Source organism: Streptomyces sp. NBC_01296 (genome assembly GCF_035984415.1).
Classification (GTDB): domain Bacteria; phylum Actinomycetota; class Actinomycetes; order Streptomycetales; family Streptomycetaceae; genus Streptomyces.
Genome location: NZ_CP130720.1, coordinates 6,113,596 through 6,128,797, shown reverse-complemented (window position 1 = coordinate 6,128,797; position 15,202 = coordinate 6,113,596). Strand labels below are relative to the sequence as shown.

Sequence of the window (15,202 nt, the reverse complement as noted above, 5' to 3'; positions counted from 1 at the left end):
TCTACATCCGTGCCCGTGTCCTGCCGCCGGGCGGCTCAGCCCGGGATCAGGCCGTCGTCGCTGAGCATCTCCCTGACCTCGTCGAGCGAGGCGTCCTGCTCGGGCAGGATCAGCTCGGACGGCTCCAGTGCATCGTCCGGCAGCGGCTCGCCGAGCCGCCGTACGGCCTCGAGCAGCGCGCCCAGCGTGCGCCGGAAGCCCTCCTCGTCGCCGCTCTCCATCTCCCCGAGCAGGTCGTCGTCCAGCTTGTTGAGCTCGGTGAAGTGGCTGTCGGCCACCCGCACCTGACCTTCCCCCATGATGCGGACAATCATGACGGGCCCCGTCCTACTGCTTGTCGAACCGGTGCTGGGTCTGCGGCTGCTGGGCGCTGCCCTGGGCACCGCCCTCGATGGCCTGCTGCTGCGCCGACGGGCCTCCCGCCAGCTCGGCCTTCATCCGCTGGAGCTCCAGCTCCACGTCCGTACCGCCGGAGAGGCGGTCCAGCTCGGCCTGGATGTCGTCCTTGGAGCCGAGGCCGCTCTGGTCGTCGAGGGCGCCGGAGGCCAGCAGCTCGTCGATCGCGCCGGCGCGGGCCTGCAGCTGGGCGGTCTTGTCCTCGGCCCGCTGGATGGCCAGGCCGACGTCGCTCATCTCCTCGGAGATGCCGGAGAAGGACTCCGCGATCCGGGTCTGCGCCTGCGCCGCCGTGTACGTGGCCTTGATGGTCTCCTTCTTCGTACGGAAGGCGTCCACCTTGGCCTGCAGGCGCTGCGCGGCGAGGGTCAGCTTCTCCTCCTCGCCCTGCAGGGTCTGGTGCTGCACCTCCAGGTCGCTGACCTGCTGCTGCAGCGAGGCACGCCGGGACAGCGCCTCGCGGGCCAGGTCCTCGCGGCCCAGGGCGAGGGCCTTGCGACCCTGGTCCTCGAGCTTGGCGGACTGGCCCTGGAGCTGGTTCAGCTGCAGTTCCAGGCGCTTGCGGGAGGTCGCCACGTCGGCGACGCCGCGGCGCACCTTCTGAAGCAGCTCCAGCTGCTTCTGGTACGAGTAGTCGAGGGTCTCGCGCGGGTCCTCGGCCCGGTCCAGGGCCTTGTTCGCCTTCGCGCGGAAGATCATCCCCATACGCTTCATGACACCGCTCATGGGCTTCGCGCGCCCCCTTCTGACGGACTTCGCTCCAGGTCACCAGCCATGGCGATCACCCCGGCCTGCCGGGCCGACCACCATCAGAACCCACAGTACGGGCCCTGTCTCCATTACCGCACTGTTCGTGTACGGATGCGCTCCTCCTCCAGGACGACTCCGCCGCCGCCCTTGTCAGGCGTAGGGAGTAGGTGCTCCCCCGACGGGCGCCGGAGGGTCCGGGAAGGCCCGACCCGCTGTAACGAACCCTGCACAGGGAAGACGCCCGCCGTTGCCGGATCGTTCCCCGCCGGGGTGGGGTACCCGCCCGCAACCACGTAGGCTTGGGTTTTGTGTTTGGTAGCCGTTCCTCCAAGGAAGAGAAGGCCGCAGCCACCGACAAGGTGACCGCCGACCTCTCGCAGCCCCGTGACCCGCAGGCCCCGAAGGGCCGCCCGACGCCGAAGCGTGCTGTGGCCCAGTCGCAGCGCAAGGCCGTCGTGGCATCGACCGGCAATCGCAAGGAGGATGCAAAGCGCGCCCGCGAGCGCCGTCGCGAAGAGATGGCCAAGCAGCGCGAGGCCCTCGCCAACGGCGACCAGCGCTATCTGCCGGCCCGCGACAAGGGTCCCGTGCGCAAGTTCGTCCGCGACTTCGTGGACTCCCGCTTCTCCGTCGCCGAAATGTTCCTGCCGCTGGCAGTGATCATCCTGGTGCTGAGCATGGTGCGGGTGCCGTCGATCCAGAACATCGCGCTGCTGCTGTGGCTGGCCGTGATCGCCCTGATCATCCTCGACTCCATCGGCCTGGGCTTGCGGCTGCGCAAGGCCCTGGCCGAGCGCTTCCCCGACGAGCCGCGCCGCGGCGCGATCGCGTACGGCCTGATGCGCACCCTCCAGATGCGCCGGCTGCGCCTGCCGAAGCCGCAGGTCAAGCGCGGGGAACGGCCCTGAGCGGAGGGAAGCCCGGAGCGTCGGGAGACAGCTTCGCGGGGGGCGCCAGGCTGTGGCTCGAGGGCTTGGGCGGACTGCGCAACGCCGTCCGCCAGGAACTCGTGGGCCGGCAGGTCGACGAACAGATCGCGCACCGTTTCCCGGTCGGGCAGCGGCTGCGCGTCCTGGACGTCGGCATGGGCCAGGGCACCCAGGCGCTGCGTCTCGCCCGCGCCGGGCACAAGGTGACCGGACTGGAGCAGGACCCCGCGATGCTCGCCGTCGCCCAGGAGGCGCTGGCGGCCGAGCCCGCCGGGATCCAGGACCGGGTCCGGCTCATGGAGGGCGACGGCCGCGAGACCGGCGCGCACTTCCTGCCGGGCAGCTTCGACGTGGTGCTGTGCCACGGCGTTCTGATGTACGTGCCCGAGCCGGACGCGATGCTCGCCGGGCTGGCCCGGATGCTGGCGCCCGGCGGACTGCTGTCCCTGCTGGTGCGCAACGGCGACGCCCTCGCGATGCGGCCCGGACTGGACGCCGACTGGCAGGCCGCCCTGGCCGCCTTCGACACCATCGACTACACGAACCGGCTGGGCCTGGACGTACGGGCCGACCGGCTGGCCGGGCTCACGGCCACGCTGTCCGGGATCGGCGCACCGCTGCAGGCCTGGTACGGGGTACGCGTCTTCACCGACGGGACCGAGGCCGGCGAGAAACTTCCCCCGGACGAGGAGTTGGAGCGGCTGCTGGCCGCCGAGGACCGCGCCGGGCGGACCGACCCCTACCGCGGGGTCGCGGCGCTGCTGCACCTGTGCGGCGTACGGGGCTGACCCGCCCCCCTGCACCACATCCGCAGAAGCCCGGACCCCGTGCGGGGTCCGGGCTTCCTGCATCGGCAGCCGCCGGTCAGGCGTTCAGCGCCTCACGCAGGCTCATCGTGTACAGCTCGGTGCCGCTGTCGTCGGACAGCTTCACCTGCTCGGTGCCGCCTTCCAGCAGCTCCTTCCAGACCTCGCCGATCCACGACTCCGCGTCGCCCTGCGTGGTGAACTCCTCCGGCTCGACCGCCGGGCTCGTCTCGGTGCCGTCGGCCTTCTCGAACCGCCACGTCCACGCCATGTCCGCCTCCGTTGCTCGTCCGCTGCTCGCACGCATTCCGCACGCATCTCTGCTTGAGTCTGCCCGCAGAGTAGCCGGGCGCGCACCACTCCCGGGGACGCGGGAGGATCTTCTCGTGGAACTCACTCTGCTCGGCACCGGCACACCCGAAGGACTGCCCCGCCCCGGCTGTCCCTGCGCGGCCTGCGCGGTCTCCGTCGGCCCCCGGTCGCGCGCCGCGACGTCCCTCCTCGTCGACGGGGCGCTGCTGCTCGACCTGACCCCCGGGGCGGTGCTGGCCGGCGCCCGCGCGGGGCATTCGCTGGCCGGCGTACGGCAGGTCCTGCTCACCCATCCGCACGACGGGCCGCCGCTCGAGCTGCCGCCGGGGCTGCCGGCCGCCGGGCGGGTGCCGGACGGGCGGGAGCTCGCGGTGATCAGCGGGCACCGGGTGCGGGCGGTGCCGATGGACGCGCCGGGCACCGGGTACGAGGTGACCGGGCCGGACGGGAGCCGGCTGCTGTACCTCCCGCCGGGCGGGGCGCCGGCCGGAACGAACGGCGCCGTCGGGCAGCGCCCGTACGACATGGTCCTCGCGGACGTGCTGGGCCGGCCGCAGGCGCTGGCGCGGCTGCGGGCGAGCGGCGCCGCCGGGCCGACCACCGACGTGATCGCCGTGCACCTGGACCACGACACCCCGCCGGGCCGGGAGCTGAACCGCCGGTGCGCTGCGGCCGGGGCGCGGGCGGTGCCGGACGGGACGACGGTGACCGTCGGCGAGTACCACGCGGCGGCGGACCTGCCGCGCCGGACGCTGGTGCTCGGCGGCGCCCGCTCGGGGAAGTCCTTCGAGGCGGAGCGGCGGCTGGGGAGCTTCCCGGAGGTGGTCTACGTGGCCACCGGCGGCTCCCGGGACGGCGACGCGGAATGGGCGGCGCGGATCGGCCTGCACCGGGAGCGGCGGCCGGGGAGCTGGCGCACGGTGGAGACCTGCGAGCTGGCGCCGCTGCTGGTGGAGGGAGGGCCGCCGCTGCTGATCGACTGTCTGGCGCTGTGGCTGACCGACGCGATGGACCGGGCGGGCGCCTGGGACGACGCCGTCTGGGCGGCGCAGGGTCAAAAGGAGCTCAGGGAGCGGGTGGCGGAGCTGGTGGCGGCCGTGCGGGCGACCCGTCGCACGGTGGTGGCCGTCAGCAACGAGGTGGGCTCGGGCATCGTTCCCGCGACCGCGTCCGGCCGGCGTTTCCGCGACGAACTGGGGCGCCTGAACAACCTGGTGGCCGCCGAGTGCGAGCACGTCCTGATGGTGGTCGCGGGGCAGGCGGTGGTCCTGAAGGACTGACTCCGCGCCCCGCCCGGCGAGCAGCGCGGACGGGGCTTGGGGAGGGCCTTACCCGCTGTACGCTCTGGCAGATGACCACGCTGAATCTCGACGACTTCTCCGATCTGATCGAGCGCCCCGACGGGGGCGTCCGGCGTGACGCCGAGGAACGCCGTGAGCGGCTGGCCGTACCGGCCGGGGCACTGGGGCGGCTCGACGAGCTCGCCGAGTGGCTCGCCGCCGCGCAGGGGCGGGTTCCCGTCCGGCCGATCGAGCGGCCCCGCGTCGTGCTGTTCGCCGCCGACCACGGGATCGCCGCCGAGGGGGTGTCCGCCCGCGCCGCCGGCACTGCGCACGAGCTGGTGCGCTCCGTGCTCGACGGGCACAGCCCCGTCTCGATCCTCGCCGGGCGCCTCGGCGCCAGCGTACGGATCGTGGACGCCGGCCTGGACTGCGAGCCCGGGCTGCTGCCCGAGGACGTGGTCCGCCACCGCGTACGCCGCGGCAGCGGGCGGATCGACATCGAGGACGCGCTCACCCTCGAGGAGGCCGACGCGGCCCTGCGGCTCGGGATGCGGATCGCCGACGAGGAGGCCGACTCCGGCACCGACCTCGTGATCCTGGGGGACGTGAGCGTCGGGGGGACCACGGTCGCGGCGGTGCTCGTCGCCGCCCTGTGCGGAACCGATGCGTCTGTGGTCACCGGACGCGGCGGGCTGCCCATCGACGACCTGATGTGGATGCGCAAGTGCGCGGCGATCCGCGACGCGCTGCGCCGGGCCCGTCCGGTCCTCGGCGACCAGGTGGCCCTGCTCGCGGCGGTCGGCGGCGCCGACGTGGCCGCGATCACCGGGTTCCTGCTCCAGTGCGCGGTCCGCCGCACGCCGGTCATCCTCGACGGCGTCGTCTCGGCGGCCTGCGGACTGGTGGCCCAGCGCGCCGCGTTCCGGGCCCCCGACTGGTGGCTGGCGGGGCAGGCCAGCGGCGAGCCGGGCCAGACGAAGGCCCTGGACCGGATGGCACTCAACCCTGTGCTCGACCACGGCGTCACAGTGGGAGAGGGAACCGGGGCATTGCTGGCTCTGCCCCTGGTCCAGGCGGCCGCCGCACTCGCGGCGGAACTCCCGGAGCAGGCGGCCCGGGAGCCGGAGGAGCCGAAGGACTGAGCAACCGGTCGGCGGCGCCCCATATGATCGCGTTTCATGGGAGAGGCCCGCGTGACCAGCGCAGACATCGACCGGCCCGCACAGGCTGCCAAGGCAGCACAGGGATCCGGCAAGGACACGAACAGCAGGAGAGACGAAGGGGGCGGCCGGGAGACCGGCCGGGGGTCCGCCCGGTCGCGGCGCAGCGCCGCGTTCGCGGTCTGGTACCTGCGCGCCGTCACCTTCGTCAACTTCCTCAGCGCGGTGTGGCTTTCGCTCGGGCAGGACCTGCGCCGGCACAACACCGCCGATTTCTACACCCCGTACCTGCTCACGGCGGGCTTCGCGTCCGGCCTGTTCTCGCTGCTGCTCGCGGTCACCATGGGCCGCCGCAAGCGGGCCGCGTGGATCCTGAACCTGGTGCTCAGCGGCATGCTGCTGCTGGCCTTCGCCACCGCGGCCTTCGCCCCGTGCACCAGCGGCGACTTCAACCTCTGCTACCCGGAGTTCCGCGACCACACCCAGAACTGGGTCTCCCTCGCGCTGACCGCGGCCTTCGTCGGCGCCCTGCTGCTCGGCCGCCGGGAGTTCTACGCCAAGGGCGACCGCTCCAACCCCAAGCTGGCCACCATCGTCGGCGCCGTCGGCCTGCTGTTCACCTCGCTGCTCGCCGCGCTGATCGTCGGCGCCGCCAACACCGACCCGGACTCCGCCGACGCCACGTTCCTGGCCCGCTGGCGGTACGGCGTGATGCGGCTCATCACCCTGGAGCCCAACGCCCGCGACTACGCGGCGATCACCACGCCCGGCTGGGTGGACATCGTCATCAACGTCATGTCGACGCTGCTGCTGATCGCCGTGCTGCTCGCCGCCTTCCGCTCGCGCCGCGCCGTCGACCCGCTGACCGAGGAGGACGAGGACAAGCTGCGCGCGCTGCTCGCCAAGCAGGGCGACCGCGACTCGCTCGGCTACTTCGCGCTGCGCCGCGAGAAGTCCGTCATCTGGTCCCCCACCGGCAAGGCGGCCGTCACGTACCGCGTGGTCGGCGGGGTCTCGCTGGCGTCCGGCGACCCGATCGGCGACCCCGAGGCCTGGCCCGGCGCCATCGAGCCCTGGCTGGCCGAGGCCCGCGAGCACGGCTGGGTGCCGGCCGTGATGGGCGCGAGCGAGGAAGCCGGGCAGATCTACGCGCGGCACGGCCTGGACGCACTGGAGCTGGGCGACGAGGCCATCGTCGAGACCGACGAGTTCACCCTGGAGGGCCGCGCCATGCGGACCGTCCGGCAGGCCTACAACCGCGTCAAGCGCGCCGGGTACACGGTCCGGATCCGCCGCCACGCCGACATCCCGGCCGAGGAGATGGACGTACTCCTCACCCGCGCCGACGACTGGCGCGACGGCGCGACCGAGCGCGGCTTCTCCATGGCACTGGGCCGACTGGGCGATCCCGGCGACGGCCAGTGCGTGATGCTGGAGTGCACCGACGGCAAGGGCGATCTGCGCGCCGTGCTGTCCTTCGTGCCGTGGGGCCCCAAGGGCCTCTCGCTGGACCTCATGCGCCGTGACCGCGATTCCGAGAACGGTCTGATGGAGTTCATGGTCATCGAACTCCTGGAACGCTCCAAGGAGATCGGCGTCACACAGGTCTCGCTCAACTTCGCGATGTTCCGTTCCGTCTTCGAGCGGGGGTCCAAGCTCGGCGCGGGTCCGGTGCTGCGCATGTGGCGCTCGCTGCTGAGCTTCTTCTCCCGCTGGTGGCAGATCGAGTCCCTCTACCGGGCCAACGCCAAATACCGGCCGATCTGGGAACCGCGGTTCATGCTCTTCGAGAAGAGCTCCGACCTGCTGCGGATCGGTATCGCGGCGGGCCGGGCCGAGGGCTTCCTGGAGGCTCCCGGGCTGCCGAAGTGGCTGAACCGCAGACATCTGGAGACCAATCGTTGACGGCGTGGACGACCACCCCCCTCCGGCGGTTCGCCCGCCGCGAGTGGGGGCCCCTGTTCCGGACCGTCCGGGACGCCCTCGTCCGCGACAAGTGGCGGGCCGCCCCGATGACGCTGGGGGCCGTCTGCCTGACGTCGGTCTTCCAGATCGTCCAGAACACGTCCTGGGGGTTCCAGCCGGTCCAGAACCTCGGGTCGGTCAAGGCCGTCGACCCGCTGTGGCTGGCCGTGCTGCGCACCCCGCTGTCCCTGTTCGTCCCCGCCCTCGACCTGCCCGTGTGGGGGGCGCTCGTCCAGATCCTGCTGGTCTTCGGGATCTCGGAGATCTGCATCGGCTGGTGGCGCACGCTGCTGATCGGCTACGTCGCCACCCTCGCCGGGACCACGTACGCGCGGATCGGGCTCTCGCTGGGCCCCGACCACCCCTTCGGCCTGCCGGTGTCCGACCGCGTCGTCAACGACACCGGCCCGTCGGCGGCGGTGGTCGGCCTCGCGATCTACGTGTGCTGGCGGTACCGGGCGTACCTGACCGGCGCCGCCGTGATCGTGGTGATGATCGGCGAGGTGCTGGTCAAGGACAACCTGGCGGGCAAGGAGCACCTCGCGGCCATCGCCGCCGTCATGGCGGTCTGCGTGGTCCGCGCGAAATGGGGCCCGGAACGCTCCCGCGCCCCCCTCGGCCGGCGCCCGCCCCCGGCCGCCCCGCTGCCCCCGCACCGTCCCGGCCTCTGACGCCGTCCGCCCGGCCGGAGGCAGGCCGTACCGTATCGGGGTGACGACAGACCTCGGGCCGTTCGCCCCCACCCGGCACTGGATGCGGACCCATCCGCTCGCCACCGATGCCGTTCTCGCGCTCGGGGCGCTCGTTTCGATGGTCGTCGGCTCGTTCGCCGATCCGCACGGCCCGCACGGGCCCACCTTCGGGACCCGGACCCCCGAGCCGTTCTCCCTGCTGCTGATCGTGCTGGGCGCGGCCGCGCTGGTGTTCCGGCGGCGGCACACGCGCACCGTGCTCGCCGTGACCATCGGGCTGTGCCTGTTGGAGCTGACCACCGGCGAGCCCCGGGCCCCCGTCGCCATGTCCACGGTGATCGCCCTGTACACGCTGGCCTCCCGCACCGACCGGCCCACCACCTGGCGGATCGCCCTGCTCACGATGGCCGGGCTGACGGGCGTGGCCATGCTGGCCGGCCCACTGCCCTGGTACGCACAGGAGAACATCGGCATCTTCGCCTGGACGGGGATGGCCGCGGCCGCCGGCGACGCGGTGCGCAGCCGGCGGGCGTTCGTCGACGCGATACGGGAGCGGGCCGAACGGGCCGAGCGGACCCGCGATGAGGAGGCCCGGCGGCGGGTCGCCGAGGAGCGGCTGCGGATCGCCCGTGACCTGCACGACGTGGTGGCCCATCACATCGCCTTGGTCAACGTGCAGGCGGGGGTGGCCGCGCACGTCATGGACAAGCGTCCCGACCAGGCCAAGGAGGCCCTGGCTCATGTACGGGACGCGAGCCGCTCGGCGCTGAACGAGCTGCGGGCCACGGTCGGCCTGCTGCGGCAGTCCGGCGACCCGGAGGCGCCGACCGAGCCGGCGCCGGGGCTGACCGTACTGGACGAGCTGGTGGACACCTTCCGGCACGCCGGGCTGCCGGTGAAGGTGATGGTCGAGCTGGGCCGGGAGCGGGATCCGCTGCCGGCCGCCGTGGACCTGGCGGCGTACCGGGTGATCCAGGAGGCCCTGACCAACGTGCGCAAGCACGCGGGCCCGGAGGTCCGGGCCGAGGTCAGCGTGGTGCGGGTCGGCACCTCGGTGGAGGTGACCGTACTGGACGACGGCGGCACCGCCGAGCTCCCCGCGGACGACGGCGCGGGCGGCGGCCACGGGCTGCTCGGCATGCGCGAACGGGCCACGGCGCTGGGCGGCTCCTGCTTCGCCGGGCCCCGGTTCGGCGGCGGCTACCGGGTGCACGCGGTCCTCCCGGTCGCCTAGTCCCAGCCCCGGTCCCAGCCGGGATGACGATGATCGATCCGCTCCACGGCTGAATCCACGGCGGACACGGCCGGGGCGGCGGGCGTGGCGTCGGGCGTGGCGTCGGGATGTGTGCGGGTTGTCGGGTGATGATGGCGCAGTGCGACTTGATCACGTGTCCTATGCAGTGGCCCGCGACAGCTTCGTCTCGACCGTCCAGTGGATCGGATCGGCCCTCGGCGCCGGGTTCGTCGACGGGGGCGTGCACCCGCGATTCGGCACCCGCAATTTCATTCTCCCGCTGAGCGGCGGCACCTACGTCGAGGTCGTCACCACACTCGACCACCCCGCCGCCGACCGCGCACCCTTCGGCCGGGCGGTCGCGCGCCGCGCCGCCGAGGGCGGCGGCTGGCTCGGTTGGGTGGTCTCCGTCGACGACATCGCCCCGGTCGAGGCCCGCCTCGGCCGCACCTCGGCCGAGGGCCACCGTGTCCGCCCCGACGGGTTCGACCTGAGGTGGAAGCAGATCGGCCTGCTGGAACTGCTGGAGGACCCGCAACTGCCCTACTTCCTTCAGTGGTCGGTCCCCGTCGAGGAGCGCCCGAGCGCCGACCCGCGCACCTCCACCACCATCCACGGGGTCTCCATCGCCGGCGACGCCGCCTCCATCGCCGAATTCCTCGGCGAACCGGCCGACCACCCCCTCGACCAGATCGACGTCACCTGGGTCGAGGACGAGGAACCGGGCCTGGTCTCCGTCGAGTTCGCCACCGCCAACGGCCCGGTCACGATCTGACCAGGACCCGACTGCCCCGCGGGAGCAGCCGGCTGGGACTGACCGTCACCGCGGGCCAGGCCGGCGACGCACCCGCCTTCGAAGCGGTCATGGCCCGCAAAGAGACAGAACCTAGTCCTGGCCCTTGTCCTTGTCCTTGTCCTTGGGCGGGCAGAACTGCCGCCAGGCGTCCAGTTCGTACTTCTTCTGCAGCGAGCTCAGCCGCAGTTCCTGCGAGCGCCCGCACCACTGGGCGAGCTTGCCCTCGTACTCCACGTGGAAGACGGCCTTGCCCGCCGTGATGAACGGGGTGAGCCGCTCGCACTCGTCGTACTCGGCGCACTGCTCGTTGACCGCGAAGTCGAAGTCCCCCACCAGCTGCGGGATCTGGTCCAGGTCGTTCTTCAGCCCGACCGCGAGGCCCCGGTCGTGCGCCAGCTTCGCGATCATCCGGTTGTACTTCAGCTGGTCGTCTGCCGTGAGCGGGAAGCCGGTGTCGTTGCGGTAGCCGTCCATGTTGTCGGGCTCCAGCGCGTCGAAGCCTTTGTCATGACACATGTCGAATCGTTTCGCCATCAGCGGCTCCAGCTCGGTCAGCCGCCGGATGTCCAGCCAGCGCTCCCCCTCCCAGCCGTTGCCCTTGCCGAGCATCTCCTTCGGGAAGGCGTCGGCGTCGGGACGGAAGTCCTCCCAGGCGCCGGTGGACAGGTAGCAGACGGTCCGCCGGCCGGCCTTCTTCAGCCCGTCGACCTGCTCCTTGGTGGTGTTGAACCCGTCGACGTCGTACACCGCCGCCTTCACGGAGGTGTCGAGCTTCCCGGTGAGCTGCCACTGCCAGCTGACCCCCGGCTTCGGCTGCCAGCGCGCCCCCGGCGCCGGAGCGGGCGACAGGTCCTCCGGCTCGTCCGGCCGCTCGGTGGTGCAGGCGGCGAGCAGGAGCAGCAGGACCAGCGGCAGGGCCCGGCCGCCGAGGCCGCGGCGGGTGGTGCGCGTCATCCGGCGGCCTCCAGGGCGTAGGGGAGGGTCCCCCACGGGTGCGCACCGGTCCCGGGGACCGCGCAGTGCACCGCGGCCCCCCGCTGCCGGGCGAGCTCGGCGGCCGGTGCGCCCGGCGGGACCGCGTACACGAGGTGGCAGAACCGCTGGGCGGGGTGGTCGGCCGTCCAGGGCGGCACCGACGCGTCCCGGTAGGCGTCCCAGGGGCCCTCGAAGGTGACCAGCAGATCTGCGAGGCCGGCGTAGCCGGGGTGCGGGTGGACCCCGTGGTTGAGGACGAGGGTGCGGGCGCCGGCGGCCCGGGCGGCGATGGCGAGCCGCCCGTAGTGCGACAGCAGCGCCGGATCGGCGGAGGCCTGGTCGAGGAAGGCCCCGTCGGCGCCGTACCAGTCGCGGTGGCGCAGCAGGTCCGCCACGACGGCGGCGTGCGGACGCCGCCCGTAGTCGGTGTCGGTGTAGCCGAGGACGGGCACCCCGGCATCGCGCAGCCGCTCCGCGACGGCGGCGAACCGCTCGTCGGGGGCCTCGCCCGGCCCGCTGGCGGGGTTGAGGACCACCGAGTGCAGCCGGCCGGCGGAGCGGATCAGCAGCTCCCAGTCCTCGGGCCGGTCGGCGGGGTGCTCGTAGAGGGGCACCAGCAGCATGAGGGCCTTCTTCTTGTACGGGTCACGTGGTGCGGAGTCAGGTTGTACGGGGTCAGGTTGTACGGGGTCACGTGGTGCAGGGTCACGTTGTACGGGCATGTTGTACGGGTCCGAATCAGCGGTGGGCCGTCGCGCGGCCGAGGAGCAGGCAGACCAGCGTGCCCAGGGCGGCCGCGGCCGCACCGGCCACCACGAGCTGGACCAGCCGCGGCTGCCCCAGCCCCAGCAGCAGCGCCAGGCTCTGGGCGACGGCCGCCGAAGCGCAGACCACGGCCGCGGGCCGGACCGCCCCGAAGGACTGGAGCAGCAGCCCGGTCCACATGACGGTGCCGAGCAGCAGCAGGGTGGCGACCCGGACCCCGGTCAGCCCCGGGGCTCCCGGCCACAGCAGGGTGCCGGCCAGCCCGAGGAGCAGCAGCACCGCGAGGTACGCGGCGAGGCAGCGGCCCAGCGTGCCGAGCATCCGCAGCCAGAACTGCCGGGGCGAACGGGCCGCCCGCAGCCCGGCGAGGCTCCCGCTGCGGAACCGGTGGAGCAGCCATTCGGCGGGACCCATGCTGAGGGTGAGCGCCACCGCCGAGGGGGCGGCGACGGCCTCGGCGGGACCCCCGGCGAGCACCTCCCCCAGCGCGGCGTACAGCACGAGCAGGCCGGTCCCGAGACCGAACACCCCGTACGGCACGGAGTCCCCGATGCGGGGTCCGCGCGGGCCGTACTCCTCCTCGGCGCCCCGCAGCATCCGCCAGCGCACCGGGCCCTCGCCGGGCCGGTGTCCGGCCCAGCCACGGATCCGGCGCACGCCGGCCCGTACGCCCTCGGCCAGCGGCAGCTCCCGTACGGCGAGGGTGCAGGCGGCCAGCAGGGACACCAGCAGCAGGCCCACCCTTACCGGCACGGGCGGGTCGGTGAACAGCGCGAGCAGCGACCCCCCGGCCATCGGGGCGAGCGCGGCGAGCAGCACCCGCTCCCGGCCGAGGACCAGCAGGACGGTGGCGGCCCCGACGTACAGGGCCTGGCCGGTGGCGAACGCGTACGAGAACGGCGGCCCGCCGGGCACGGTCAGCGCGGCGGCCATGCCGAGCAGGGCGCCGACGGGGGCCCCGACGAGCAGGGTCCGCCCGGCGGCGGCCCGGTCGCCCAGGCCCATCCAGGAGTAGGCGCGGTGGGACAGGGTCTGGTCCCACACCCAGCCGATGAGCGCCCCGGCGAGCAGGGTCAGCGTCCCGGCGGGCAGCCCGAGCCGGTCCTGCGGGCCCTCCAGCAGCGGGGCGCCCAGGACGTACGCCAGACCGGGCAGCGCGAAGATCACCCCGCGGAGCAGGCAGGCGGTGAGGGAGACCTTCCAGGGGTCGGGGACGTGCTCCGGCTCCGGGAAGGCGCGGGGCACCCGGTCGTAGAGCTCCTCGGCGAGGCCGAAGGAGTCGTGGCGCCCGTAGGTGAGCCGGATGTGCTCGTCGGTCATCCCGTCGGATTCGAGGATGGCGGCGATCTCGTCGGGGTGGACGGCGGCCGCGATGAAGGGGCCGAGGCGTTCGGCGAGTTCGTCCATCGGGTCGCCTGCGGGGCTGCCCTCCCCCGGCCCGGTGTGCCCGGGCCGGGGGAGGGCGGGCAGGGTGTCGCCGCCGGGGACGCGCAGCCAGAGGGATCCGCTCACCACAGGCTCCCGTCGGCGGCGAGTTCGCGGTACCAGGGGTCGGCGACCCGCTGCGTCCAGTCGTCGCCCGCGCGCACGGGCAGGACGGGCTGCCCGGCCTGGGCGAGGCCGCGGTAGATGTGCCGGAAGCCGTCCACGGACTGGTGGAGCGTGAACTTCTCGATCACCCGCCGGCGGGAGCGCCGGCCCAGTTCGGCGCGGCGCTCGTCGTCGCGGAGCAGGGCGAGGGTGGCGCGGGCCATGGTCTCCGGTTCGCGCGGCGGTACCACGAGCCCGGTGTCGCCGACGGCCTCCCGCACCCCTCCGACATCGGTGGAGACGGTGGTGCGGCCGCAGGACATGGCCTCGATGATGCTGAAGGGGAAGCCCTCGCTGATGCTGGAGAGCATCACGACGCTGCCCGCCGCATAGGCCTGGGCCACTTCCGCGATGCGGCCCTCGTACGAGATGCCGTCGCCCACCCCGAGTTCGGCGGCGAGCTTCTCCAGCCGGAGCTTGTACTCCTCGCAGCCGGCCGGGACCGGGCCGAACAGGCGCAGCCGCAGGGCGGGCAGTTCCTCGCGCATGAACGCGTAGGCCCGGATGAGGGTTTCGAGGTCCTTGATCGGGTCGATGCGCCCGCACCAGCTCAGGGTGGGCACCTCGGGTTCGGGTCCGGCCTCGGGGAAGGCGTACGGGTCGACGCCGTTGTAGACCGTGCGGATGCGGTCGGGGGCGGCGCCGCCGCGCTCCTCCCAGCGGCGGTTGTACTGGTTGCACGGGGTGATGAGGTCGGCCTGCCGGTAGCCCTCGGTGTTGAGCTCCCGGTAGAAGCCGAGCATCAACGCCTTGACCGGCCAGCGCTGTTCGGCGGTGCGGTAGCCGAGGTAGCGCTCGCGCAGGTAGATGCCGTGCTCGGTGAGCAGGAAGGGCACCCGGTCGAGGTACTTGGCGGCGAGGGCCGGGAGGGTGGCGAGGCCGCTGCTGACGGCGTGCGCGACGCTGTCGGGCGGGATCCGTACGCACAGCGGCCGCAGCGCGTGTTCGAGCAGGTCGGTGGCGGTGAGCGCGTCGTGGACGGTGGGCTCGGCGGCGGCGGTGACGAGGCCGGGGCGGGTCCACACGGTCATCAGCAGCCGCAGGACCGTTTCGGAGCGCAGGGCCGGGGCGAGGCGGCCGGCCCGGGCCAGGACGGCCAGTTCGTGCAGGGCCTCGGAGAATCCTCCGCGGGTGGGGTCGAGGAGCGAGAGCAGGAAGGTTTCGTAGGTCTCGGTGAAGCGGCGGTGCGCCTTGCCCCGCAGGGCGGAGCGACGGCTGCGTCCCGGCGGCGGTCCCCAGAGCGGGACGGCAGTGTGCCGGTAGATGTTGCGCGGCAGCTCCCAGGTGACCGGCTCGCGCCCGGAGCCGGTCAGGGCTATGACGTTGAAGTCGACCTCCGGCATCCCGCGCACCAGCTGGTCGCACCAGGTGCTGACTCCCCCGTGGATGTGCGGATAGGTGCCTTCGGTGAGCATGGTGACATGACGCCCATGGCTCATGCGCTGTGTCCCCCCAGGACTCTTTTTTTGGGGCTCGTTCGCCTCCGGGGACGCTCTTGTCGGCACCAGGAGGGCGTGCGTCCTCGAAAACCGCTCGTACTTCGCGGTTT

Annotated in this window: 15 protein-coding genes; 8 read left to right on the top strand and 7 right to left on the bottom strand. The window is 73.1% G+C overall.

Annotated features, from left to right (window positions below; translation table 11 throughout):
• Positions 1 to 35: 35 nt before the first annotated feature.
• Together pspAA and OG299_RS27885 are read right to left on the bottom strand one after the other, a co-directional pair.
• Complete coding sequence (gene pspAA, locus OG299_RS27890; protein ID WP_266629945.1) at positions 36 to 314, bottom strand: PspA-associated protein PspAA; 279 nt, start codon at positions 312 to 314, stop codon at positions 36 to 38.
• 13 nt (positions 315 to 327) lie between these two features.
• Positions 328 to 1,122, bottom strand: a complete 795-nt coding sequence (locus OG299_RS27885) for a PspA/IM30 family protein (protein WP_266629943.1) — start codon at positions 1,120 to 1,122, stop codon at positions 328 to 330.
• A gap of 323 nt (positions 1,123 to 1,445) precedes the next feature.
• Here OG299_RS27885 and OG299_RS27880 point away from each other — a divergent pair, with 323 nt between their 5' ends.
• Both OG299_RS27880 and OG299_RS27875 read left to right on the top strand, forming a co-directional pair.
• On the top strand, positions 1,446 to 2,054 hold the full coding sequence (locus OG299_RS27880; RefSeq protein WP_266629941.1) for a DUF3043 domain-containing protein: 609 nt from the start codon (positions 1,446 to 1,448) through the stop codon (positions 2,052 to 2,054).
• A gap of 65 nt (positions 2,055 to 2,119) precedes the next feature.
• Positions 2,120 to 2,863 (top strand): class I SAM-dependent methyltransferase, encoded by a 744-nt coding sequence (locus OG299_RS27875; protein WP_266629939.1) that lies wholly within the window; start codon positions 2,120 to 2,122, stop codon positions 2,861 to 2,863.
• A gap of 76 nt (positions 2,864 to 2,939) precedes the next feature.
• Here the strand turns inward: OG299_RS27875 and OG299_RS27870 are convergent, their stop codons facing one another.
• A complete protein-coding gene (locus tag OG299_RS27870; RefSeq protein WP_266629937.1) occupies positions 2,940 to 3,152 on the bottom strand; it encodes a hypothetical protein in 213 nt (70 codons plus the stop codon).
• A gap of 115 nt (positions 3,153 to 3,267) precedes the next feature.
• Between OG299_RS27870 and OG299_RS27865 the strand changes: the two genes are divergently transcribed.
• The 6 genes from OG299_RS27865 to OG299_RS27840 all read left to right on the top strand — a co-directional run bounded on the left by OG299_RS27865 (position 3,268) and on the right by OG299_RS27840 (position 10,302).
• A complete protein-coding gene (locus tag OG299_RS27865) occupies positions 3,268 to 4,473 on the top strand; it encodes a bifunctional adenosylcobinamide kinase/adenosylcobinamide-phosphate guanylyltransferase (protein WP_266629935.1) in 1,206 nt (401 codons plus the stop codon).
• Positions 4,474 to 4,544: 71 nt separating this feature from the next.
• A complete protein-coding gene (gene cobT, locus OG299_RS27860) occupies positions 4,545 to 5,618 on the top strand; it encodes a nicotinate-nucleotide--dimethylbenzimidazole phosphoribosyltransferase (RefSeq protein ID WP_327362971.1) in 1,074 nt (357 codons plus the stop codon).
• A 36-nt stretch (positions 5,619 to 5,654) separates the two neighbouring features.
• A complete protein-coding gene (locus tag OG299_RS27855) occupies positions 5,655 to 7,541 on the top strand; it encodes a phosphatidylglycerol lysyltransferase domain-containing protein (RefSeq protein ID WP_327362970.1) in 1,887 nt (628 codons plus the stop codon).
• Positions 7,538 to 8,272, top strand: a complete 735-nt coding sequence (locus tag OG299_RS27850) for a hypothetical protein (protein WP_266629929.1) — start codon at positions 7,538 to 7,540, stop codon at positions 8,270 to 8,272. The genes OG299_RS27855 and OG299_RS27850 overlap by 4 nt, the downstream gene beginning before the upstream one ends.
• Positions 8,273 to 8,354: 82 nt before the next feature.
• Positions 8,355 to 9,527 (top strand): sensor histidine kinase, encoded by a 1,173-nt coding sequence (locus tag OG299_RS27845; protein WP_327364605.1) that lies wholly within the window; start codon positions 8,355 to 8,357, stop codon positions 9,525 to 9,527.
• Between the two features lie 139 nt (positions 9,528 to 9,666).
• A complete protein-coding gene (locus tag OG299_RS27840) occupies positions 9,667 to 10,302 on the top strand; it encodes a VOC family protein (protein ID WP_327362969.1) in 636 nt (211 codons plus the stop codon).
• A gap of 111 nt (positions 10,303 to 10,413) precedes the next feature.
• On the opposite strand, the gene OG299_RS27835 is transcribed toward OG299_RS27840, so the two are convergent.
• The 4 genes from OG299_RS27835 to pelF form a co-directional block, all read right to left on the bottom strand.
• Positions 10,414 to 11,277, bottom strand: a complete 864-nt coding sequence (locus tag OG299_RS27835) for an endo alpha-1,4 polygalactosaminidase (protein WP_327362968.1) — start codon at positions 11,275 to 11,277, stop codon at positions 10,414 to 10,416.
• Entirely contained in the window at positions 11,274 to 11,921 is a 648-nt protein-coding gene (locus tag OG299_RS27830) for a spherulation-specific family 4 protein (RefSeq protein ID WP_266629923.1), read from the bottom strand. Before OG299_RS27830 ends, OG299_RS27835 begins: the two co-directional genes overlap by 4 nt.
• Before the next feature lie 115 nt (positions 11,922 to 12,036).
• Positions 12,037 to 13,575 carry a hypothetical protein gene (locus OG299_RS27825; RefSeq protein WP_327362967.1) on the bottom strand — a complete coding sequence of 513 codons (1,539 nt, stop codon included), beginning with the start codon at positions 13,573 to 13,575 and terminating at the stop codon, positions 12,037 to 12,039.
• Positions 13,572 to 15,092 (bottom strand): GT4 family glycosyltransferase PelF, encoded by a 1,521-nt coding sequence (gene pelF, locus OG299_RS27820; protein ID WP_266629919.1) that lies wholly within the window; start codon positions 15,090 to 15,092, stop codon positions 13,572 to 13,574. Before pelF ends, OG299_RS27825 begins: the two co-directional genes overlap by 4 nt.
• Between the last annotated feature and the right edge of the window lie 110 nt (positions 15,093 to 15,202).

What these genes read in the sequence shown, in the direction of transcription:
- OG299_RS27830 (WP_266629923.1), bottom strand. Translation starts at nt 11,921, where the DNA reads ATGCTGCTGGTGCCCCTCTACGAGCACCCCGCCGACCGGCCCGAGGAC.
- OG299_RS27835 (WP_327362968.1), bottom strand. Translation starts at nt 11,277, where the DNA reads ATGACGCGCACCACCCGCCGCGGCCTCGGCGGCCGGGCCCTGCCGCTG.
- OG299_RS27855 (WP_327362970.1), top strand. Translation starts at nt 5,655, where the DNA reads ATGGGAGAGGCCCGCGTGACCAGCGCAGACATCGACCGGCCCGCACAG.
- OG299_RS27845 (WP_327364605.1), top strand. Translation starts at nt 8,355, where the DNA reads ATGCGGACCCATCCGCTCGCCACCGATGCCGTTCTCGCGCTCGGGGCG.
- cobT (WP_327362971.1), top strand. Translation starts at nt 4,545, where the DNA reads ATGACCACGCTGAATCTCGACGACTTCTCCGATCTGATCGAGCGCCCC.
- OG299_RS27885 (WP_266629943.1), bottom strand. Translation starts at nt 1,122, where the DNA reads ATGAGCGGTGTCATGAAGCGTATGGGGATGATCTTCCGCGCGAAGGCG.
- pspAA (WP_266629945.1), bottom strand. Translation starts at nt 314, where the DNA reads ATGATTGTCCGCATCATGGGGGAAGGTCAGGTGCGGGTGGCCGACAGC.
- pelF (WP_266629919.1), bottom strand. Translation starts at nt 15,092, where the DNA reads ATGAGCCATGGGCGTCATGTCACCATGCTCACCGAAGGCACCTATCCG.
- OG299_RS27870 (WP_266629937.1), bottom strand. Translation starts at nt 3,152, where the DNA reads ATGGCGTGGACGTGGCGGTTCGAGAAGGCCGACGGCACCGAGACGAGC.